The 20,402-nt window shown below is 57.6% G+C and carries 23 protein-coding genes and 1 tRNA gene; 22 read left to right on the forward strand and 2 right to left on the reverse strand.

What is annotated here, in order from left to right:
• Positions 1-27: 27 nt before the first annotated feature.
• Both PVA19_RS15250 and PVA19_RS15255 read left to right on the forward strand, forming a co-directional pair.
• Positions 28-276 (forward strand): hypothetical protein, encoded by a 249-nt coding sequence (locus tag PVA19_RS15250; protein WP_274103206.1) that lies wholly within the window; start codon positions 28-30, stop codon positions 274-276.
• A gap of 19 nt (positions 277-295) precedes the next feature.
• A tRNA-Met gene (locus tag PVA19_RS15255) sits at positions 296-375 on the forward strand.
• 101 nt (positions 376-476) lie between these two features.
• On the opposite strand, the gene PVA19_RS15260 is transcribed toward PVA19_RS15255, so the two are convergent.
• A complete protein-coding gene (locus PVA19_RS15260; protein WP_274103207.1) occupies positions 477-740 on the reverse strand; it encodes a hypothetical protein in 264 nt (87 codons plus the stop codon).
• A 169-nt stretch (positions 741-909) separates the two neighbouring features.
• Between PVA19_RS15260 and PVA19_RS15265 the strand changes: the two genes are divergently transcribed.
• From PVA19_RS15265 to PVA19_RS22440, 9 genes are read left to right on the forward strand one after another with little or no spacing between them, the layout of a single operon-like run.
• Entirely contained in the window at positions 910-1,401 is a 492-nt protein-coding gene (locus PVA19_RS15265; RefSeq protein ID WP_274103208.1) for a hypothetical protein, read from the forward strand.
• Entirely contained in the window at positions 1,398-1,850 is a 453-nt protein-coding gene (locus PVA19_RS15270; RefSeq protein WP_274103209.1) for a GNAT family N-acetyltransferase, read from the forward strand. The genes PVA19_RS15265 and PVA19_RS15270 overlap by 4 nt, the downstream gene beginning before the upstream one ends.
• Positions 1,847-2,032 carry a hypothetical protein gene (locus PVA19_RS15275; protein WP_274103211.1) on the forward strand — a complete coding sequence of 62 codons (186 nt, stop codon included), beginning with the start codon at positions 1,847-1,849 and terminating at the stop codon, positions 2,030-2,032. The genes PVA19_RS15270 and PVA19_RS15275 overlap by 4 nt, the downstream gene beginning before the upstream one ends.
• A complete protein-coding gene (locus PVA19_RS15280; protein WP_274103212.1) occupies positions 2,029-4,644 on the forward strand; it encodes a DEAD/DEAH box helicase family protein in 2,616 nt (871 codons plus the stop codon). Before PVA19_RS15275 ends, PVA19_RS15280 begins: the two co-directional genes overlap by 4 nt.
• Positions 4,641-5,003, forward strand: a complete 363-nt coding sequence (locus tag PVA19_RS15285) for a hypothetical protein (protein WP_274103214.1) — start codon at positions 4,641-4,643, stop codon at positions 5,001-5,003. Before PVA19_RS15280 ends, PVA19_RS15285 begins: the two co-directional genes overlap by 4 nt.
• Entirely contained in the window at positions 5,000-5,554 is a 555-nt protein-coding gene (locus PVA19_RS15290) for a hypothetical protein (protein WP_274103216.1), read from the forward strand. The genes PVA19_RS15285 and PVA19_RS15290 overlap by 4 nt, the downstream gene beginning before the upstream one ends.
• Positions 5,554-5,877, forward strand: a complete 324-nt coding sequence (locus PVA19_RS15295) for a hypothetical protein (RefSeq protein ID WP_274103218.1) — start codon at positions 5,554-5,556, stop codon at positions 5,875-5,877. The genes PVA19_RS15290 and PVA19_RS15295 overlap by 1 nt, the downstream gene beginning before the upstream one ends.
• 16 nt (positions 5,878-5,893) lie before the next feature.
• Complete coding sequence (locus PVA19_RS15300; protein WP_274103327.1) at positions 5,894-8,113, forward strand: DNA cytosine methyltransferase; 2,220 nt, start codon at positions 5,894-5,896, stop codon at positions 8,111-8,113.
• Entirely contained in the window at positions 8,110-8,853 is a 744-nt protein-coding gene (locus tag PVA19_RS22440) for a hypothetical protein (protein WP_443111645.1), read from the forward strand. Before PVA19_RS15300 ends, PVA19_RS22440 begins: the two co-directional genes overlap by 4 nt.
• On the opposite strand, the gene PVA19_RS15310 is transcribed toward PVA19_RS22440, so the two are convergent.
• Positions 8,826-9,287: a hypothetical protein gene (locus tag PVA19_RS15310; RefSeq protein WP_274103222.1), complete on the reverse strand. Its 462-nt coding sequence runs from the start codon at positions 9,285-9,287 to the stop codon at positions 8,826-8,828. The two genes, PVA19_RS22440 and PVA19_RS15310, sit on opposite strands and share 28 nt — an antisense overlap.
• 63 nt (positions 9,288-9,350) lie before the next feature.
• Between PVA19_RS15310 and PVA19_RS15315 the strand changes: the two genes are divergently transcribed.
• The 11 genes from PVA19_RS15315 to PVA19_RS15365 all read left to right on the forward strand — a co-directional run bounded on the left by PVA19_RS15315 (position 9,351) and on the right by PVA19_RS15365 (position 20,390).
• Positions 9,351-10,112: a DUF7146 domain-containing protein gene (locus PVA19_RS15315; RefSeq protein ID WP_443111646.1), complete on the forward strand. Its 762-nt coding sequence runs from the start codon at positions 9,351-9,353 to the stop codon at positions 10,110-10,112.
• A gap of 101 nt (positions 10,113-10,213) precedes the next feature.
• Positions 10,214-11,932 carry a DNA primase family protein gene (locus tag PVA19_RS15320; RefSeq protein WP_274103226.1) on the forward strand — a complete coding sequence of 573 codons (1,719 nt, stop codon included), beginning with the start codon at positions 10,214-10,216 and terminating at the stop codon, positions 11,930-11,932.
• A gap of 512 nt (positions 11,933-12,444) precedes the next feature.
• Positions 12,445-13,107 carry a hypothetical protein gene (locus tag PVA19_RS15325; protein WP_274103228.1) on the forward strand — a complete coding sequence of 221 codons (663 nt, stop codon included), beginning with the start codon at positions 12,445-12,447 and terminating at the stop codon, positions 13,105-13,107.
• 150 nt (positions 13,108-13,257) lie between these two features.
• A complete protein-coding gene (locus PVA19_RS15330; RefSeq protein WP_274103230.1) occupies positions 13,258-13,788 on the forward strand; it encodes a phage tail protein in 531 nt (176 codons plus the stop codon).
• Between the two features lie 171 nt (positions 13,789-13,959).
• Positions 13,960-14,565 (forward strand): hypothetical protein, encoded by a 606-nt coding sequence (locus PVA19_RS15335; RefSeq protein ID WP_274103231.1) that lies wholly within the window; start codon positions 13,960-13,962, stop codon positions 14,563-14,565.
• The gene (locus PVA19_RS15340) at positions 14,562-16,577 is read left to right on the forward strand and encodes a terminase gpA endonuclease subunit (protein ID WP_274103232.1); all 2,016 of its coding nucleotides are present in this window, start codon (positions 14,562-14,564) and stop codon (positions 16,575-16,577) included. The genes PVA19_RS15335 and PVA19_RS15340 overlap by 4 nt, the downstream gene beginning before the upstream one ends.
• The gene (locus PVA19_RS15345; protein WP_274103234.1) at positions 16,574-18,193 is read left to right on the forward strand and encodes a phage portal protein; all 1,620 of its coding nucleotides are present in this window, start codon (positions 16,574-16,576) and stop codon (positions 18,191-18,193) included. Before PVA19_RS15340 ends, PVA19_RS15345 begins: the two co-directional genes overlap by 4 nt.
• Positions 18,190-18,459 (forward strand): hypothetical protein, encoded by a 270-nt coding sequence (locus PVA19_RS15350; RefSeq protein WP_274103236.1) that lies wholly within the window; start codon positions 18,190-18,192, stop codon positions 18,457-18,459. The genes PVA19_RS15345 and PVA19_RS15350 overlap by 4 nt, the downstream gene beginning before the upstream one ends.
• A gap of 50 nt (positions 18,460-18,509) precedes the next feature.
• Positions 18,510-18,815, forward strand: coding sequence for a hypothetical protein (locus tag PVA19_RS15355; RefSeq protein WP_274103238.1), 306 nt, complete (start codon positions 18,510-18,512; stop codon positions 18,813-18,815).
• 135 nt (positions 18,816-18,950) lie between these two features.
• Entirely contained in the window at positions 18,951-20,003 is a 1,053-nt protein-coding gene (locus tag PVA19_RS15360; RefSeq protein WP_274103240.1) for a head maturation protease, ClpP-related, read from the forward strand.
• Positions 20,004-20,018: 15 nt separating this feature from the next.
• Positions 20,019-20,390: a head decoration protein gene (locus PVA19_RS15365; RefSeq protein ID WP_274103241.1), complete on the forward strand. Its 372-nt coding sequence runs from the start codon at positions 20,019-20,021 to the stop codon at positions 20,388-20,390.
• Positions 20,391-20,402 lie beyond the last annotated feature (12 nt).

Genomic DNA, 20,402 nt, shown 5'->3' on the forward strand with positions numbered 1-20,402 from the left:
AAATGACCGCATTTAGACCGCATGGCTATGAAAGATCAGATTGTCCGCATCGCAGATTTGTACGCCGCTTCAGCCGGGATCGGCCGCAAGCGACTTTCGACGATCGTTTTCAATCGAGGTGCCAAGCTCGACAGCATTGCCGATGGCGGCGATCTGGCGACTGGTACCTTCGAGAAAGCGATGCAGTGGTTTTCAGATCATTGGCCGAAGGATCGTGATTGGCCGAGCGAGATTGCTCGACCAGAGCCGGTTCGTATTCCGGAGGCTGCTGAATGATTGTTCTTTCAATGTTTCATGTCGGGGTAGGGAAGCCAGGTTGTTCCCGCCGGTCTCATAAGCCGGAAATCGCGGGTTCAAATCCCGCCCCCGCAACCAAATTCCACAGCGTGGCTTCCTCCGAGCCCGGTGGAATGGCGCCGGCCGGCGCGCGGCGCGCGACGATTGGGGGTTCCCGGTTGTCGCGCGCTGCTTCGGCCTCATGCTCTCAATCTCTTCGTGATCAGCTGGAAGCGAAACTCGTCGACTGTGACGCGTGCCGCTTCGGCCATGCCGACAATGTAGGTCATATCCTGTGGCGCTGCGTCGTGAAGGCATGCTTCCGTGTGATCAATGCGGGCGTCGGTCTCGTCCAGAAATCGGGCGATATCGGCACGCTGGCAAAGCAGTTCGCGCAGCATCATTTCCATGGCCAGAAGCCGACCGGAAAACTGGCTGCCATTGTCGATCGGTGCGTCATTCATGGTGGTCTTAAGCCCCTGTTGGCATTTCGAAATCTGACATTCTCGTCGAGTGGTCCTTCATGACCTTCTGACGGACTGAACCTCACATTTTCGTGTCATTCCCGCCACGGGAAAAACCGCTGGAAATTCCCGGCGCGGGAAAGCGCGCCTTTCGTTTGGAGAACCGTCGATGGACGCCTTTCTTTTCCGGGTCAAAGCTGCCCAACGAGACCTTATCGAACGCTGCGGCGGCATTGAGCGCGTCGTAACTATTTGTGGCTTCTCGAAAAGCCAGGTCGGGCGCTGGAACAGTCCTAACGATCCTGACCTGATGCCGATTGGCGCTGTCGTTGCATTGGAGCGCGACTGCGGCCAGGCTCTTGTTACCAGCGTAATGGCGCAGGCGAATACGCGGCGTCTGACTGATCCGGATATTGAGAGAGCACAGGAAGTTTGCCTCATCCGCAATCATTCGGAACTGATGCGGCAGTCGGCAGAGCTTGCTCATACTGTCGCTATGGCAATTGAGGACGGACAGGTCTCTCCTTCGGAAGCCAGCAGCATAGATCGTGTAGCTGCAGCGCTGGAGCATGCCGCGTCGAATCTTCGTGCAGGTTGTGCCGTCATCAAGGCGCGTGGCGGGCAAGCGTCGCAGCTTCGTGTTGTCGGTGAGGGCGAATGATGGACTTCGTCTTTCTCCCTCTTGCCGGAAACGTTTTGACCTATGCGCAGTCCTGTCTGGAAAAGGCGCGGGCTGATGGTTCAGTGCCGAAGAGCTTGCCCTTCTTCAGCGGTGAGGAGACAGCATTCATTGCTCGTTTCCCGACGCAGGACGGGTTCACTCGTCGCGGGATCGCTGTCTTCTACGAGGAAGAGCGCGGCAATCTCTGGCTCGATCTTCTCTATGTCGAGCCGGAGTTTAGGCGGCAGAATGTCGGCTGGCAGCTCATCGAAAAGACACGCGCTTTCGCTGTCCAGCAGCGCTTTCGCAGCCTTTCCATCGGTGTCTTGGCGTCAAACGCACCGATGCGAGCTTTGATGGTTAAGGCTCCCGGCCTCTTCCAGTCAGCGCCGGACAGCGATGGTTCGATCTACTTCTCGGAGCATCTGTCGCGGAGGGCTGTGCGATGAACGCTCCTCTTTGCAAGTCCAAGTCCGACCGAGATCGACTTCGCCAGCGGCGAGGCGAAAGCCGCAAGGCGCAGATCAAGGAAATTCGTAGGCAGGTCAAGCGCTGGCAGGACGGCGCCAGTTCCGAAGACTGCATGGCTCTTATCCGGGACGCCCTGCACAAGGTCGCGGGGCACGAATGACCCATCACGATTACAAGCAGTTCCTTGCCGCCAAGGTCGCCATCGCGCAAGAGGGTGGCTTCGAGGTATCCCTCGACGACATCAATCCGATCCTCCAGCCTCATCAAAAGCTGATCGTCGTATGGGCATGCCGCGGCGGACGCCGCGCTGTGTTCGCTGCATTCGGCCTGGGCAAGAGCGTTATCCAGATCGAGATCCTGCGCATCGTCGTGTCCCGGTTCGGCGGACGGGGATTGCTCGTCCTTCCGCTTGGGGTTCGTCAGGAGTTTCGGCAGGACTGCGAACTGCTGGCTACTGGCCACCATCCGAACGTGACGGACGCGCAGCGGGCAGGTCTGAAGGCGTGGCAAGCTCTTCGGCCAGATCGTGTTCCGTCCATCAGCTTCATTCGCTCCGTTACCGAGGCTGGCGAGAACGGTCTTTACATGACCAATTACGAGACGGTGCGAGAGGGCAAGATCGACCCGCGCGAATTCACTGTCGCGTCGCTGGATGAGGCTGCTTGTCTGCGCGGGTTCGGCGGCACAAAGACGTTCCGAGAATTCATGCGGCTGTTCGACGGCATCCGCTTCAAGTTCCTTGCCACCGCGACGCCGTCTCCAAATCAGTATGTCGAGTTGCTTGCCTATTCGGCCTTCCTCGAGGTGATGGATGTCGGCCAGGCGAAGACCAGGTTCTTCAAACGCAATTCCGAGAAAGCCGACACGCTCACCATTCATCCGCACAAGGAAGAAGAGTTCTGGCTGTGGGTGGCGAGCTGGGGGCTGTTCGTGCAGCGCCCGTCCGATCTCGGTTGCTCTGATGAAGGGTACGATCTGCCGGAAATTGAAGTCCGTTGGCACGAACTGCCGGCAGATCACGCCTCGGCCGGTACCGAAAAGAACGGACAAGGTCGTCTGCTGCGCAACGCTGCAGCGTCACTGTCTGATACGGCGCGGGAGAAGCGCGACAGCCTGGGCATTCGTATCGCCAAGATGATCGAGTTGCGCGCGGAAGACCCTGCGGCACATCGCATCATCTGGCACGATCTTGAAGCGGAAAGACTGGCGATCGAGGCGGCTATTCCCGATGTGGTCAGCGTTTACGGCGCGCAGGATCTGGACGAGCGAGAGAAGTCGATCGTGGGCTTTTCGCATGGCAAAATCCGCGAGATTGCTGCCAAACCGGTCATGCTCGTTTCCGGGTGTAACTTCCAGCGGCACTGCTGGTGGGCGATCTTTCTTGGCATCGGCCACAAGTTCAACGACTTCATCCAGGCCGTCCATCGCATTCAGCGATTTCTCCAGAAGCACAAAGTCCGGATCGACCTCATCTATACCGAGGCCGAGCGCCCGGTGCGCGACAATCTGGAAGGCAAGTGGCGGCGACATCAGGAGCAGATGTCCATCATGACAGAGATCATACGCAAATACGGACTGTCCTCTGCGGCAATGGCCGAGACCCTGACGCGCGCCATGGGTGTGAACCGCATCGAGGTTTCCGGGCCGGGCTATCGCCTCGTCAACAATGATTGCGTGCTGGAATGCCAGCGGATGGAAGCGAATAGCGTCGACCTGATCGTCACGTCGATTCCTTTCTCAACTCAGTACGAGTATTCGCCGAATTACGCCGATTTCGGTCATACCGAAGGCAATGAGCATTTCTGGCAGCAGATGGATTTCCTCATCCCGCAGCTGCTGCGCGTTCTCGCACCTGGTCGGGTCGCTGCCATTCATGTGAAGGACCGTATCGTTCCGGGCGGCATGACAGGCCTCGGCTTCCAGACGGTCTATCCGTTCTCGGACGATTGCGTGCGTCGCTTCCAGAGCCACGGCTTCGCCTTCCTCTCGCGCAAGACCATCGCAACCGACGTCGTGCGCGAGAACAACCAGACATACCGGCTCGGCTGGTCCGAGCAGTGCAAGGATGGCAGCCGGATGGGTAATGGCCTGCCGGAATATCTGCTGATCTTCCGTAAGCCGCCATCCGACAATTCGAACGGCTATGCCGACAAGTCGGTGCAGAAAGAAAAGCGCGAGTGGAAGCAAGGCCACTGGGAAAATCCGGAAGGATACAGCCGCGCGCGTTGGCAGCTGGACGCTCATGGTTATACGCGAAGTGACGGCGAACGCCTTCTTGCGACGGAAGAGCTGGCGGGCCTTGAGCATCACCAGATCTCCAAGCTGTGGAAGCGCTACTCGCTCTCTGAGGTCTATAATTTCGAGCACCATGTGAAGATCGCGGAGCATCTGGAAGAGCGCGGCATGTTGCCGTCGACCTTCATGCTGTTGCCGCCTCACTCTGTCATCGACGATGTCTGGACCGATGTCACCCGCATGCTTTCCATGAACACCCTGCAGGCCGCGGCTGGTCGGGAAATGCACCTTTGCCCGCTGCAATTCGACATCGTCGACCGGTGCATCGCGCAATACACCGAAGCTGGTGAGACGGTGTTTGATCCATTCGGCGGGCTGATGACTGTGCCTTACCGGGCGATCAAGTTTGGTCGCCAGGCTGTGGCGAGCGAGTTGAGCCCCGGCTATTTCTTGGACGGCTGCAAGTATGTCGAGAGCATGGCGCGCGAGAAGGATATGCCGAGCCTCTTCGACACCCTGCCGGAGGCGGCAGAATGAGCGAAGCAATCCGTCTCTACGTCGTCACCGACAATCAGGAAGAAGCCTGCCTTGCGCTGCTGGGGTGTGGCCTGTCTGGCCTTCCCGCCTGGATGAAGATGGTGAGCGATCCCCATGAGGTGGAAAAGCTGCCGTCTGGCACATCGGCCATGGGGCTTTTCTTCCCGAAAGGAACGGGTCGCAATTCGTATCTCGAAACCGTCTGGGCCGAGCGGCGAGAGCGCGGCGGGATCGATTACGATTTCGGCAAGCATCAGGAAAAACTGAACGACTGGATAAGGCGCCGTGATGAAGCGGAGCGGCGCCTGTTGGCGGATGCATTGGCGCAAGAGCCGGAAAATCAGCGAGGGGCAGCGTGACACAGGAAATCACTTTTTCGGTCGAAGCATTTTCTTCCATCAATCTAACGGAACAGCAATTCGCGTCACTTCCGGAACGCGGTCGATCGGAACTCTTCCGGCTGATGTTGGAACGCGGATACGGTTTGGGGACGATCGCCTCACTCTTCGGCATGGTCAGAGCGGAAGTAAGGGAACTGGCAGACAAGAAGTTTCGCTTCGTTCTCGGGGACGCGCCAGAGGTTGCGGTCGTCATTCCGGAAGGCCCACTCAACGTCAAACAGACCGACGAAGCGGTCGAAGCCCTGACGATCAACCATTGCCGCCTTTTGATCCGTTTTCCGACCTCTGGCCCGATCTACTGGAAGGACAGGCACTCGCTTGAACGTGATGCCGGACTGAAAGCCGGTCACGGCGCACGCGTGGTCGAAACGCTGTACGAGAGCAAGCTTGTCGAGCGCGCGCCGGCGAAGCGGGGCTACGAGCACGGCTGGATGCTGACGGAACGTGGTGTCGAAATGCTCGCCACGATCAATCCAGATGATGTCCTTTCGGCCAAAGGTCCGAAGTGATGCTGGCGCGCGCCGAACATCGCATCAAGATCCTGCTGGTGATCGCGCCAAGCCTTTTCCAGTGCCGCAAGACGCTCGACGCTTTCGGTATTCCGATCTCTCGCATTGGTGAAATCCGCTCCGTCACAAAGGCATTGCAGCTGCGCGGCTGGTCGCACGGCGCGCCTTTCATCGCGGCCGATCGAGACCAGTGGTTCGCCACCCAGCAAGGAACCGAACTCAGCATGGCGCTGGATGCCATGATGCTGAACGGACGCCTTCGCGTGGCCAGCCAGGCAGAACTTGACGAACTCAAACAATCGGAACCTCTCCATGTACGCTGAAACGCTTCTCAACCACATGGCGCCGCTGCATATCCCGGCCACGCGAAGCAGATGGGATCATGGCCTTCCGCTCATCCTAGACAGCTTTGCAGGTGGTGGCGGTGCCTCGACAGGAATCGAGTTGGCGCTTGGTCGCTCGCCGGATCTTGCCATCAACCACAATGCACAGGCCTTGGCGCTGCACGCGGCAAATCATCCCGATACCGTCCACCTGTCGGAAAACATTTATCACGTCGATCCGCTCGACTACGTCGCCGGCCAGCATATCGGGCTCGCCTGGTTCTCGCCGGACTGCAAGCATTTCTCGAAAGCGAAGGGCGGCAAGCCTGTCGAGCGCAATATCCGGGATCTCGCTCATGTCATCCCCTTCTGGGTTGAGCGCTTACAAAAGAGCGGCGGCAAGATCGATGTGATTGTCATGGAGAATGTCGAAGAGTTTTCGACCTGGGGTCCGCTGATGAAGACGGACAAGGGCGAGTTTCCTGATCCGAAGCGCAAAGGCGAGACGTTCAATGCGTGGTGCAAGCAGCTGCGCAAGCTTGGCGGAAAGCTGGAAAAGCGAGAGTTACGCGCCTGCGACTACGGTGCCCCGACGATCCGCAAGCGGCTTTTCGTCATCATCCGCTTCGATGGTAAGCCGATCGTCTGGCCGGTGGCAACGCATAGCAAGCCGAGCGATCCCGACGTCATCGCCGGCCGCAAACTGCCATGGCGAACAGCAGCTGAATGCATCGACTGGTCGGTCCCTTGCCCGAGCATCTTCGACAGCAGCGAAAACATCCAGCAGAAGTACGGGCTCAAGGCAATCCGCCCGCTGGCCGTCAATACCATGGCCCGCGTAGCGCGCGGGATGAAACGTTATGTGCTTGATGCCGAGCGGCCATTCCTGGTCAACCTGACGCATGGCGGGCGGGTCGAAGGCATGGATGATCCGTTCAAGACGGTGACAGGTGCCAACCGCGGCGAGAAGGCCGTCGTTTCACCTTCGCTGGTATCGATCGCGCATGGTGATAGTGGAGGACGGCGGGAATATCCGCTGACCGATCCATTCGGGGTGGTCACGGCCGGGGGCATTTCGCACGCCGTCATGACGCCTCATCTTTCCGCCTTCTACGGTCCGGGAGAGGGTGGTCAGGATCGCGCCTCGCCAGTCGACGAGCCCTGCAGAGTCATCCCGTGTGAGAACCGCCACGCTGTGATTGCGCCTTCGCTGATCCGCTTCAACACCGGAGCGACCGGGAGTGATCTGCGCGAGCCAGCCCCGACGGTTACAGCCAATAGCTACATCAAGAAACCCGGCGGCGCTGCGCCCCTCGGGGTCATCGCGCCGGTTCTATCGGCCGCTCAGCATGGCGGATCAACCCGCTCTGTCGACGAACCCCATCACACGATCGCTGCGAGCCGGAAGGATCAGAATGGCGTCATCATCCCGACGCTTGTCCAGACAGGTTATGGCGAGCGCGAGGGGCAAGCACCTCGATGCCTGGATATTGAGCGCCCTCTCGGAACAATTGTGGCCGGTGGTATAAAGCATGCCGAAGCTGTCGCGTTCATCGCGCAGCAGAACAACGACAGCCGGCGTGATGGCGGTGTCAATCCCGGCCGCTCTGCTGATGAACCCTTGTCGACCATCACACAGTCCGGGTCGCATCAATCCGTCGTCTCAGCCTTCGTCGCTCGCCAGTTCGGCACTTCGACAGGTCACCCTATAGACCATCCATCGGCGACAGTCATGGCGGATGGAGCGGGTAAGTCGCAACTGGTGACGCCGTTCCTGCAGGCCTATTACGGCACGGGTGAAGGCGCAGCAGAAGATCAGCCGATGCGCACGGTCACCACGAATGACCGTCATGGCCATGTCGAAGCTGTGCTCGATGTTCCGCCATTCACGGAGGCGCAGGCCGAGAGGGCTCGGGAAGTCGCAGCATTCATGCGCACGCATGGTTTCTGGGATGATAGGGAATTCGTCACTCTCGAGATCGTGGGACAGGTATTCGTCATCGTTGATATCGGCATGCGTATGCTGATGCCACGCGAACTGTTCAACGCGCAGGGGTTCCCTACCGATTACGTCATCGATGGTGTATGGGCAGAGACTGGTGGCGGACCGGTATGGGTTCCGTTTCCGAAATCGGTGCAGGTGTCCTGCGTCGGTAACAGCGTTTCGCCGAACGTCGCGGAAGCTATTATTGCCGCAAACTGCGATCACTTGGTCGTCAGGCAGGTGGCGGCATGATCCTACTTAATCAAGCGCTCGATCATTCCGTTTCGCTCTTCAATGATGTTGCGGCAGTCTTTCAATGTCAGGCTGAAGAGGTTGGCAGCTGCGGAAGTCTGATCGACAAGTTCTCTGAGCATTTCCGGCTTTCCGCGATTGTAATCGGCGGTAGTTTTTGTGCTTTCAACAGCTTCCTTAAGTCGCTTGAGACGGAAGTGTGGCATCCCACCAAAATCATTGATGAGTTTATTGAGGCTATCTTCCTCAGCCCAGCGCATCATGTCACCCAAGTAGCTGAAGCAATAGTCCTCATCGGTTATTCGGCGGCTATTTGCATTTTTGATGAAAAAGCCTATCGCGATTTCGACGTTGTGGACGAAGATTGTCGCACTCCGGATCGTGTCTCTCATACCTTGAAGCTGCAGCTCCATGTTGTCACGATGGTGACGATTGGTCGCTTCTATATCCTCTCTCATCGCCTTGATGGTGAAGTAAGCTGCGGCGATGGCGACCCACCCGCCGGAGGCCGAAAGCCACTCCCTGAGGCAATGTTCATCATCGGCGGCGCTGCACATCGCGCTCCTGAACAGATCTCTCCAATAGAAGCCAGTCATGAAGGCAGCGATCAGGGTCAGACTTGCAATCAGTGGAAAGTGGCGCCCGCCAGTTATCGAAATCACACGCCTGTAGATTGCTTGCATTTGGCCCCCGAAAGAAAAACTTTTCCACCTTATCCGATGGTTGGTGAGCAGTCATGAGTAATCCTGCAATCGATGAGTTTGTTGAGCGCGCTCGCGCGGTTTCTGTTTCTGAAGCGGCCGGGCGGCTCGGAATAAAGCTCGGCCGGAACGAATACACAGGACCATGCCCACGATGTGGCGGCGACGATCGCTTCTCGATCAACGGGCAGAAGAATGTCTTCAACTGCCGTGGATGCAGTGGCGGGCGCGATGCCATCGGCCTTATGGCACATTTTCACAATCTCGATCTGCGCGACCGTGCGCAGTTCCTCGAGGCCTGCGCCGAAACGCTTGGTGAGGAAATACCGGAAGGTGGCGAACGTGAAAGCGACGAGCAGCGCGCCGAGCGTCATGCGCGGATCGCCAAGCTGAAGGCGGAAAACGAGCAGAAGAACCAAAAGAAAACGGATGATCAGAATCGGTTTCGCGAACTTGAAGTAAGCCGGGCGCATGGCATCTATTCCAGTGCTCTCAACCTTTCGAAAGAGAGAGCTTCAGTTCGATCCTCCTCTCAACTGGCGGCATATCTTCAGCGTCGCACCGGCTTTGAAATGCATCCGGGCGTGTTCGACCATGTCCGCTTTTCTCCTGACCATTCCTATTGGCACGGCAAGGACGAGATGGGCCGCATGGCGAGCCCATGGCAAGGACCGGCCATGATCGCCGCATTTGTGTCTCCTGCAGGCGATGTGACCGGCTGCCATGAGACATGGATTGACCTCGCCAGCGCTCCGAAGTTTAGACCGGATCTGGGTCTAGATGCAAAGGGTGATGCGCTGCCCACAAAGAAGATGCGAGGCACGAAAAAAGGCTCGCTCATACCATTGTTTGGCAGCTTCAACATCTGCGCACGTTGGGTGCTGGGTGAGGGGATCGAGACCGTTCTTGCCTATGCGGGCGCTGAGAACTGGCGACCGGATACCTTCTACGCCGCAACCGGCGATCTAGGGAACCTTGCCGGACCTGCCGATCCGAAATCGGCATTTCCTCATCCGACGATCAAGGGCGGAAACAACCAGGCGAAGAAGGTTCAAGGTCCTGTGCCAAAAGCCGACCAGGCAGAGACCGAGGCCGTGCAGGTGCCAGACTATGTCGAGGATCTGATCATCCTCGTCGACGGCGACAGCGAGATCATGTTCACCGCGGCTGCCATTGCCCGCGCCTGCGCCCGCCTGGAGGCGCCCGGTCGCATCATCACACCATTCTGGCCACCGGAGGGCGAGGATTTCGCCAGCCTGTTCGCCAAGCTTAATCAGGGGGAAAATACACATCCATGAAAGGGAAAGACAAAACGAAGAGCGGCGTGCCGGAGCAAGTTGCCAGCATGATAGCTCTCGCGACGCAGCAGCGTCGGATGTATGCGGGAAACCCAGACCCTTTGCCAGTTTTTCAAGCAGAAGAGCCGGAAGATGTCATTGAGTTGTCGCCGGAAGAGAAGCTCGAGGAATGCTCTCAGCAACCTGAAACCGATATCGGCAATGCCAATCGGTTGTTGATCCGATACGGGCAAAACATACGCCATGTTACTCATGTGGGCTGGCACGGCTTTGACGGGAAGCGCTGGCTGGAAGATGCGTCGGGCGCCGTCGTGCGGCGCTTTGCTCATAGGACGGCTGAATTTATCGATGATGAGGCGATACAGCTGGATTGCTCGGAAGAGGAACAGGCGATGCTCGCGGCCGGGAAGCTTGCGCGCGAGCAGATGAAGGCTCTTGGCAAGGCAACGAAGGACTGGGACCCGGAGAAGCTCGCGGACTACGAGCGTCTGCAAAAGGACGTGGAGAAGATGGAGAAGGTCGAGAAAGACCGCTCTGGTCGTATCTCATCGCGCCATGGTCACGCCAAGTCAGCGGCTGGGTCGTCTAAGATCAACAACATGCTGCAGGAGGCTGCGCCTTATTGCTCCCTGGATGTCTCCGATCTGAACAAGGACCTCTTGGCGCTTAATTGCGGGAACGGCACGCTGCGCTTCTTTTGCTCGGAGGTGGATGGAAAGCCGAAATGGCAAATCCGGGCGGATCGTCATCGATCGGCCGATCTCATCTCAAAACTTGTCGAGGCCAATTTCAGGCACGACGCCGATGCGCCTTTGTTTAAGCGTTTCCTTCAACAGGTGATGCCGAACCCGGATTATCGCGGCTTCCTGCATCGCTATATCGGTTACTGCCTGCTTGGCCTGACAGGCGAGCAGTGCCTCTTGTTCTTCTACGGCGCTGGTCGAAACGGTAAGTCCACATTCGTCGATATCATGGTCGAGATCCTGGGCGACTATGCCGTGTCGATGTCGATCGACAGTTTCGCCGGCGATAGCAAGCGGGGAGGAGCAGAGGCCACGCCCGACCTTGCGCGTCTGCCAGGCGCGCGCCTCGTCGCCGCCAGTGAGCCGGAAATGGGTGTTCACCTGAAGGACGCGCTGATCAAGACCCTGACCGGCGGCGAGCCGATCGCTGTGCGTCGCCTGCATCAAGACTTCTTCGAGCTTACTCCTCAGTTCAAGATCATTCTGTCGGGTAACCATAAGCCGATCATCAAGGATGACTCGGACGGCATATGGCGGCGCGTCCATCTTGTGCCATGGGAAATCCAGATCGCGGAAGACGAAGTCGACAAGACCCTGAAGGAAAAGCTGCTGGCGACAGAGAGGGAAGGCATCTTCGCGTGGATGGTGCGCGGGGCGCTTGACTATTTGCAGGAGGGTTTGCGCGTGCCTGACGGCGTTAGGGCCGCAACGGCGGAATATCGCGAGGAGAGCGACCCGATCGGAGCATTTCTCCGCAATGCCTGCCATGTGACCGGTGAGGAGAAGGACAGGGAGAGCCCGGAAAACCTCTATAACGGCTACCTGCGCTACGCAAAGCGCGAAGGTTTGGCCGATATCCGACAGGCTACCTTCTCCCGGCGATTGCCAGACCAGACACGCAAAAGCTGGAAAGGCCCTGACGGCAAGATGCATCAGTTTGTGCGAGTGCGATCTAATGGGACGACTTATTCGGGCATCCGAATACGCGATGAGTTCGCCGGTAAGGCGGACGTTGGGTCGCCACCTGAAGGTCGATTTAGCGATGAAGAACCATTCCCCGGAGACTTTAATGCTTGACACCCGGACCCTTCGCCGTACAGACAGGACAGGTAGACCTGTATCTGCCTTTCCAGTCCTTTCGAAGGGTTCGGGGCGTACAGCTAGGACAGCAAGCAAATGTGCGCGGACAGTAAGTGCTGCGCACCACAGAGCGGAAAAGCGTTTTCGTTCAATGGCTTGCAATGGTCGGACAGCTAGGACAGCAATTTTCCAGTTTTCCATGATGCGTATGCGCCCGCATGTGCATATCCCATCGGATTATGCGGATCACAAAAATCAATCTCACGTCACATAAACCCTGAGATTATCTGTGCAATCTGTCCAAGCTTTGAAATCACTCAATAAATTCTCTTCTTGCTGTCCGTCTATCTGTCCATTCTCAACCTTCTATCTGTCCTTCCTGTCCAAATGACCTTGAAAGGCTCGAATAAATGAAAATCTCAATCGAAAAACTCCTGCAGTGGGCATTCACGGAAGATCTGGGCAGCCGATCTGGCAATAGCGAGCCTGTTGGGACATCGAACTTCACCATGATCATGGATGTCATCAAGCTTGGCGCCATTATCGACCGCTCACGAAACATCAAGGGAATGGCCTTCGCGTTGGAGCCAGATGAGGACGCTGTCATGACGGTCGAGGCGGTGCGGGCGCTGGCGTCGCGTGGTTTTGACATCGCCGAGGGATGGAACCCTTTCCCAGAGTGGAGCGATGAGCATGGCCTGATCGCGGACGCTGTTCGGGAAGAGGTTAAGGCGTTGCGCGCCAAGGGTGATCGTCTGAATGGGCGCCACGCTGCAACGCTCGTTTACTCTTGCGCTGTCATGGGGCGCGGTCCCGACTGGCAAGCCGATCAGCCAGCATGCGGCTACGTGCAGCGCAACGGGATCGATGCCTGGTTTCTCGCGAAAAAGAGCAAGGACCTTTTCGGCAAGGTGCACATGATCGAGACCGACGGTTATGACCGCAAGCGGCGCAAGCCTATGAGAGGCGCTTATCGCAAAATGGAACTGCTCGAACCGCTTCGAGGCGCGATCATCTCCCGTTTGGAGTGGCAGATATGGCAGGATGCGCTCTGCGATCTCCATTCGACGCTGGAAAACCAGCTCAAAACACATGATCTGGTGCCGTTCGTTCCGCTCCGTCAGCCGTGGGCTTATTCTCGAGAGCCTAGTGAAATTCCTGTAAGTGTCTGATAAGGCTGAATCTTCGTTCCAGAAAATTCAGTTGAACTTACACGGTCGGTTGACATATCTTCAACACACTAAAAAAGGTTCAGAATAGCCCGCTTCGTATCCGAGGCGGGTTTTTTGTTGAGCCAAGTAAGTCTGGATGGGTGGTGAGGCATGGAAGTTGTTTTCGATGCCTCGGAAATTCAGGCACTGGGCAGGGCGATCAATCGCTTGCCAGGCGATATCAAGGCGAAAGCCATGTCTCGTGCCATGCGCCGAATGCGCGACATGGCGAGAACGCGGGTCGTCAAGCGATCAGCTGAGCGAACCGATCTGCCACCGCGCAAGGTCAGGGAACTGACGACAGCGTATTTCAACGCTGGTGGCAACACGATCGAGATTGTCGAGAAGTCCGGGTGGATACCGCTTGCGCAACTTGGTGCAACGCAAACCAAGACGGGCGTCCGGGTAAGGCTGCGCGGTTCATACAAGTCGGCTTTCATCGCCAAGATGGCATCTGGCCACACAGGCGTCATGAAGCGAACGGGCAAGGCTCGGCTTCCAATTCGAGAACTGTACGGTCCGAACCCGGCGCACGATGTCACCAACAATCCGGATGTTTTCCTGATGGTGTTGGCCGAGTTGATCGAAGATCACCTGACACCTCGCGTCCTTCACGAGATCGACAGGCTCTTGCCAAGGTGAGGGTCGGACCCCAAAGGCAGGGGCCACCCCACCCCCCGGTTATAGGGACCGTACAGGTCATCGACCCCTGGCGGGCCGGGGCGACCCCGAAAAGCCGTCAGTCAAACACATGAATTTATTGGGTTAACGGGGTTAACGGGGTTAACGAGGCGGTTAACGAACGGGTTAACGATGAGCGATTTGATGTGGTCTATCGCGCAGATTGCTGCGCGGGACGGTATTTCCAAGGCTGCCGTATCGAAAACCGTCAAGAAACTGTCCGAGGATCGCCCAGACACTCCTATCGAGCGCGGGGGGCACCGTCAGGTTCTGGCGGTATCGCTTGCGCACTACGATCACTACCGCCAGCGCTTCGTTAACCCTGCCAAGGCCTCGGCGCCTTTGCGGTCGCCGGATGACCAGGCGGTCACACGTCCAGACGTGGGCACTCCGGTCAGGATCGAGGACAGTTTCGAAGAAGCGAAGCGGCAAAACGAATGGCTGAAGCTTGGGCGCGAGAAGATCCGACATCGGGAAGACTGCGGCGATCTCCTCAGAAGAGACAAGGTCGAAGAAGGCGTTATCAAAGCCGGCACTGAAATTCAGGCCATCATCAAACGCCTTCAAAACAAGGCGGACGCAATAGCTCTGGCTGTTTCGAAAGAGGGCGTGCACGGCGTGCGCGTGCTGCTGAGGCAGCTGGCCTTCGACATGAGTAATGATATCGCCGACAAGCTGGAGCAGATCGCAGCGACATCAGCTGAAACCGATCCGCTTATCGAGGACGAAGACGCGTGACAGTTCATCCTGGTGCCATTCGAGCAGTATATTCTGCCCTCGCCGGTGCCATCAGGCTTCAACCGCCAGTGTCCTTTGACGCTTGGTTGCCAAAGAACATCATTCTGGTCGACGGTCCGAAGAAGGGTGAGTTCTGGTCGGCTGAAGATGCACCATACCTGCCGGAGATTGCGCAGTGCCTCAGTCAGGAACATCCCTGCACGGAAGTAACCGTTCGCAAGTCGCAGCAGACTGGTGTTTCGATCCTCGCTTTGGCGTGGATGCTCTATATCGCAGAGAACTGCCCAGATAATTCGATCTACGGGGTTCCCGGTCTCGACGCGCTACAAGACATCAACTCCGGGAAGCTCCAGCCGCTCATCGATGCTTGGCAAAAGCACACGAAGAAAACGATCATCATGCCAACGACCAGCCGGTCGGGTGTTGGGTCGACGACTTACGAAAAGAAATTCCCTGGCGGTGCGCTCTATCTGGCGAACGCCAACACAGTCATGGACCTGTCAGCGAAAACGACACGGTTTGGTGTCAAGGACGAGGTGTCCAAATGGCAGGCCCTTCCAAATGGTGCTGATCCGGAAAACCTCTTCTTCGGTCGCTTCACAGCGTTTCGCCGGCAGAAGACTTACAAGATTTTCGGGCTTTCCACGCCCGAGCTCGATAGCGGCGACGCGCTGGGAGAAGGCCCTGGCCACTGCCGAATTGACCGCGACTTTCGTCGATCAGATCAGCGTTTCTGGTATATTCGATGCCCGGAATGCGGAACCGAGCAGGTGCAGAGAGATGCATATCTGCTGATCGACAAGGCTCACCTGCACAAGACGGTCATGCAGTGCCAGCACTGTGAGCATCATATCTCGGAAATGGAGCGCGTCGTTGCCGTCCGGGAAGGCCGGTATATCCCGACTTTCTCCGGTCCCGACAGGCATCCTGGCTTCCACGTGGATGCTTTCATGTCGCTCATGATGTCCTACGAGGCCATCGCTGAGGACAAACTGAAGTACGAAGCGAAAGGCGAGGCGGGGGCCAAGGATTACAGCAATCTGATTTGCGGCTTGCCATACCAGATGAAGGGCAACGCGCCGGATCATCAGCGCCTTATGGAACGCCGTGAAGATTACCCGCCTCTTTCGATCCCGGCTGGCGGCCTGATCTTTGTGGCCGGCGCTGACGTACAGTCATACGGCATTTACTGTGAGGGCGTTGCGTTTGGCGAAGATCGCCAAAGCTGGAACGTCTTCGCGGAGTTCTTCGAAGGCGCGACGGACAATCCTCAGGCCGGTGCGTGGCTTCTGTTCGAAAGGTTCTGCGAGCAGGAATTTCCAGACGGTCACGGCGTGTTGCGGAAGATCGAGGCGGTTGCAGTCGACAGCGGTTATCGCCCGAACCAGGTGCGTGAATGGTGCAGACGTCGCCCAAATGCCTACGCGACCAAGGGTATGCCTGGGCGCGGGGTTCCGGCCATCAGCGCACCAGTGCAGAAGGCGATCAATAAACGCGGGAAGCGAAAGAGATTCGGTGGCGAGTTGTCATGGCCTGTTGGCACATGGGCTCTTAAGGCGGAGCTTTACGGCAATCTGCACAAGATTGGACTTCGATCTGGAGAGGCTTCGGACCCTTCCGGTTACTGCCATTTCCATATGGATTTGGGTGAAGAGTATTTCCAGCAGCTAACCTCTGAGTATTTCACCCAGAAGCTGGTTAAGGGGAAACTTCACGAAGAATGGGCTCTTCGCCGAGAGCATAACCACTTTCTCGATTGCCGAATCTACGCGATGGCGATCGCAGAACATCTTGGCTTGTCCAGAATGACCAAAAGCCAGTGGGCAGCCTTGCGCGCAAAGCTTGAACCGGTCGAGCCGATAGATCTTCTCTCGACAGAGAGCCAAAAGGCAGCGGCTGCAGAGATCCCGGAAAACAAGGAAGCGGCATCAACTCCAGTCGAGATTGAGATAGATCGACCGGGGAATGCACCCGTGAAACCGACTGAGAACAGGTGGAAGAAAAGACGATGACGGAAAAGGTGCGTGTGCGGGTGAAGGCAGGGAGCTTTCCAACTCCCGCCGTTCATACCGGCGCGCAGCGGAGCCGATCGGCTTACCTTCGCGATACCCAGTCTGGCGTGCTCAAAGCGCGCCCGGCTTCGCTTCGTGAGCATCGCGACGAGGTTCGTCGCGTTTGGGCGCGTGCCGCGGGCTTGGCTATGGACATGCTGCAGAATTCAGGTCGCCTGCGCGGAGCGGCCGATCAGATCCTCGCGGATACTGTCGGCGTAGAGCTGCAGCTGAACCCTCGTCCAGACCTTTTGCAGTTCGGTTACTCTCGCGCCGAAGCAATCGAGTGGACGAGGCTCGTCAAGGGTCGCTGGAAAATCTATGCCTGGAACCCGATTGAGTGCGATTTTCGTGGGAAGTTGACCAATCCGCAGCAAACCGACGTCGGGTTGCGCAATTGGCTCGCCTTCGGTGAGAGTGTCGGGGTTATTGAGTATCTGCCGGAGTGGCAGAGACTTCCGGGCACAAAGACAGGTACCAAGTTCCTTCTTCTCTCCCCAGATAAGTTGGTTCAGGATACGAACGAGTTCGAAGGTTTGTACCAAGGCGTCATTCATGACGCGTTTGGCCGACCAGTCCGGTATCGCTTTCAAGAAAAGCGCAGCGGACTTTCGGTGAAAATCGACTATGCGGCTCGCGATGCAGATGGACGCCAGACGGTGATGCATGCCTTCGACCCATTTGGGGCTGATGATGTGCGTGGACTGTCACCACTTGCGCCCACCTTCCGCAAATATCTGATGGCGGAAAACACGGATGATGCCACGGCGCAGATCCGGTTCCTCCAAACGATTTATTCGGCGATCCTTACAAGCGACCGACCGAGCGCCGAGGCCTTTGAGGCTCTTGAGACGATGAAGGACACTGGCGCCGATGGCGTTGAGGGCATTGCGACTGATTTCGTCAACTACTTTAAGGCGCAGCTAGATCGTGCTGCGGAATCTGAGTTGCGCATTGGTGTTGGGGCGGGGGTTTCTCATCTGGCTCCCGGTGAGAACTTGGAGTTCAAATCAATAACCGCGCCAGGTGCTGACTTTCCAGATTTCATGGCTTCGCTGCATCGTGAAACAGCGCGAGCACTGGGTATGTCTTACGGTGGTTATACACTGGATTACTCCAAAGCGACGTATGCCAGTACCAACATGGAGAACTCGGCTCTTTGGCCGATTGCCCAGAGACGTACGGACCGCATCGCAGCTCCGCATGTTCTTCTTCCATATGCCAGCTGGCTGGATGAGGAAATCGGCGAAGGGCGTATTCCGTTCAAGGGCGGATATGAGGCTTTCAAAGCCACTCGCGACGCGGTTCTGTGGGCGGTCTGCCAAGGCCCGTCGAAACCTACCGCCGACGATCTCAAGCGTGCGAACGCGGCAAGCGAACGTATCGCCAATGGTACCGGTATGCTTGAGCGGGAATGTGCCGAGAACGGTGACGATCCTGAAGAAGTCTTCGAAAGCCGGCTTCTTTGGCACACTCGTTATCTTGAGGCTGGGATGCCTTCGCCGTTTGAACGGGGATATGTCGGAAAGCCATCATCCACCGATGAGGACGCGCCGAAGCGGAAAGAAAAGGCATGATCACGCCAATCAAAATCGCCGGTATGGTGGTCGATCCCGAAGACCCGTGCGCAATGTATGCTGCGCTTGCTGCGGTGAAGGCCAAACGTCTCGCCGGTGAACAGATCGAGGAAAGCGAAATTCGCTCTCCAGTGATGCAGCAGCGCGTCAAGGTCGCGTCCAGCAGCATCGCAGATCTCGATAAGGAACTGGTTAAGCTGCAAGCGGCCTGTCAGGCAAAAACGAATGGTTGCCGCGTGTCGCGGCGCTGGAATTTAAGGTTCTGAAATATCCGAGATCGGCGGTACCGGTTACTCTTTCAACACAGGATGAAGATATGAAGTCGCTTCGAAGTATTGCCTTCGTCGCGCTGGCGCTTTTCGCCGGCGCGTTCATTGCTGCACCTGCGGCCGCTACGGTTGCCGCTGAATATCCAGTCTATGACACCATCGCCCGCGAACTGAAAAGCACGCCCGCGACCGTTGCCAACATGGCTGCCGACATTGCAGTCCATCGCTGCAAGGTTCCAGTGGTGCAGGCTTCGACCTCGCTGGGCCGAAGTATTCAGTCGGCTCGCGGCGCACGCGTCTTGCTCAGCCATGAAGCCAGTCTGCCGTCCATCGAATTCTTCCGGCGATGCTGACGCAGTTTGATGGCTCGACCTGATGTCATGTTGAAGCGGCCCGTGCCGCTTCAATTTGCCCCGCTCTGTTGCCCTGGGCTGCCAGGCAAGAGATTGAGGCAATCAACTCAGCCTCCTGTTTGAAGGAAATCCACCATGACCGTTCTCGTTAACGGCGAAGTCGTTCTATACGGGTTCGTTGGCGAAAACTATTGGGACGCCGGCTTCACGGCGCGCGAAGTCATCGAAGCACTCGCTGAAGTCGGGCGCGATACCGATATCACAGTCCGGATCAACTCGGGCGGTGGTTATACGGATGACGGCGTCTCGATCTTCAACGCCCTTAAGGCCCACAAGGGCAAGGTGACCGTCATCGTTGATGCTGTCGCTTTCTCGAGTGCCTCGCTGATCGCCATGGCTGGCGAGGAGCGCATCATGCGCAAGGGCGCGATGATGATGATCCACGACCCATCGGGCGGCGTTTGGGGTACGGCTCAAGATGTGGAGAGCTTCACAAAGTATCTTCAGAAGCAGGCCGAAAGCATGGCTGGCATCTATGCGGACGTCTCGGGCGACGATCCCGCCGATATCCGCGAGGAGATGAAGACCGAGCTTTGGCTGACCGCCGACGAGGCTGTCGAACGCGGCTTTGCGACCTCTGTCGCGGATACAAAGAGCAGGACCGTCGCGGCCCACGACTACCGCGTCTACTCGCATGCGCCGGAACGACTTGTCGCGATGGCTGAAAAGAAAAACTGGTCTCACGAAGAGGCTGGATCGAAAGCCCTGGCGTCCGCCACGGCACCTACCCGTCAACTTAAGGAGACCCCCAAAATGACGGAAAAGCCCAAGGCGGACGATAATGCCGCCGATATCGAAAGCGCAAAGGCTGAAGCGGCGAAAACCGCTGTTGTCGCGTACCAGGCTCGCCGCAAGAGTGTGATGGCGCTGGAAGAAGCCAAGGGTCGTGAAGCTCTGGCAGAAACGCTGATCGACACGGATCTCTCGGAGGACGCCATCAAGGGTGCGCTGGCTGCTGCACCGAAGCCTGGTACTTCCCAGGGTGGCAAGTCGTCGACCGCGAGCTACCAGGATCAGCGCCTTTCCGCAGCGGCTGGCTTGGCACAGCCAGGATCGAGCGAACGCTCTGAGACCGAAAGCCGCACATCCCTCCGCGCATCCGTCGACCGCGCCAACAAGCGCCGCTAACAGGAGATCAGTTTTATGGTTGTTCTTTCTGAAAATCTGCGTCGCACGGCGCACTATCTGGTCTCTGAAGCGAATGGTTTACGTTCCCGCGAGACCGGGCTCATCGCAGCTGGTAGCGGCAAACTCGACCCAGGTGCGGTTCTTGGCCGCGTGACGGCGAGCAAAAAGCTTGTGCCGTTCAACCCCGCCGCGACCGATGGCTCGCAGAACGCTGTGGCGATCCTCTATGAGGGCTGTGACGCCACAACCGTCGACGTTCGCCGGACTTATACAGCCCGCCACTCCGAAATTCAGGCCGCTGTGTTGGTCTGGGCGAATGGCATCACCGACAGTCAGAAAACCGCCGCGCTTGCCCAGCTCGCCGCGTTCGGCATTGCAGCCCGATAAAGGAGGGGCAAC

It is taken from the genome of Agrobacterium sp. CNPSo 3708 (assembly GCF_028674915.1).
Classification (GTDB): Bacteria; Pseudomonadota; Alphaproteobacteria; order Rhizobiales; family Rhizobiaceae; genus Agrobacterium; species Agrobacterium cavarae.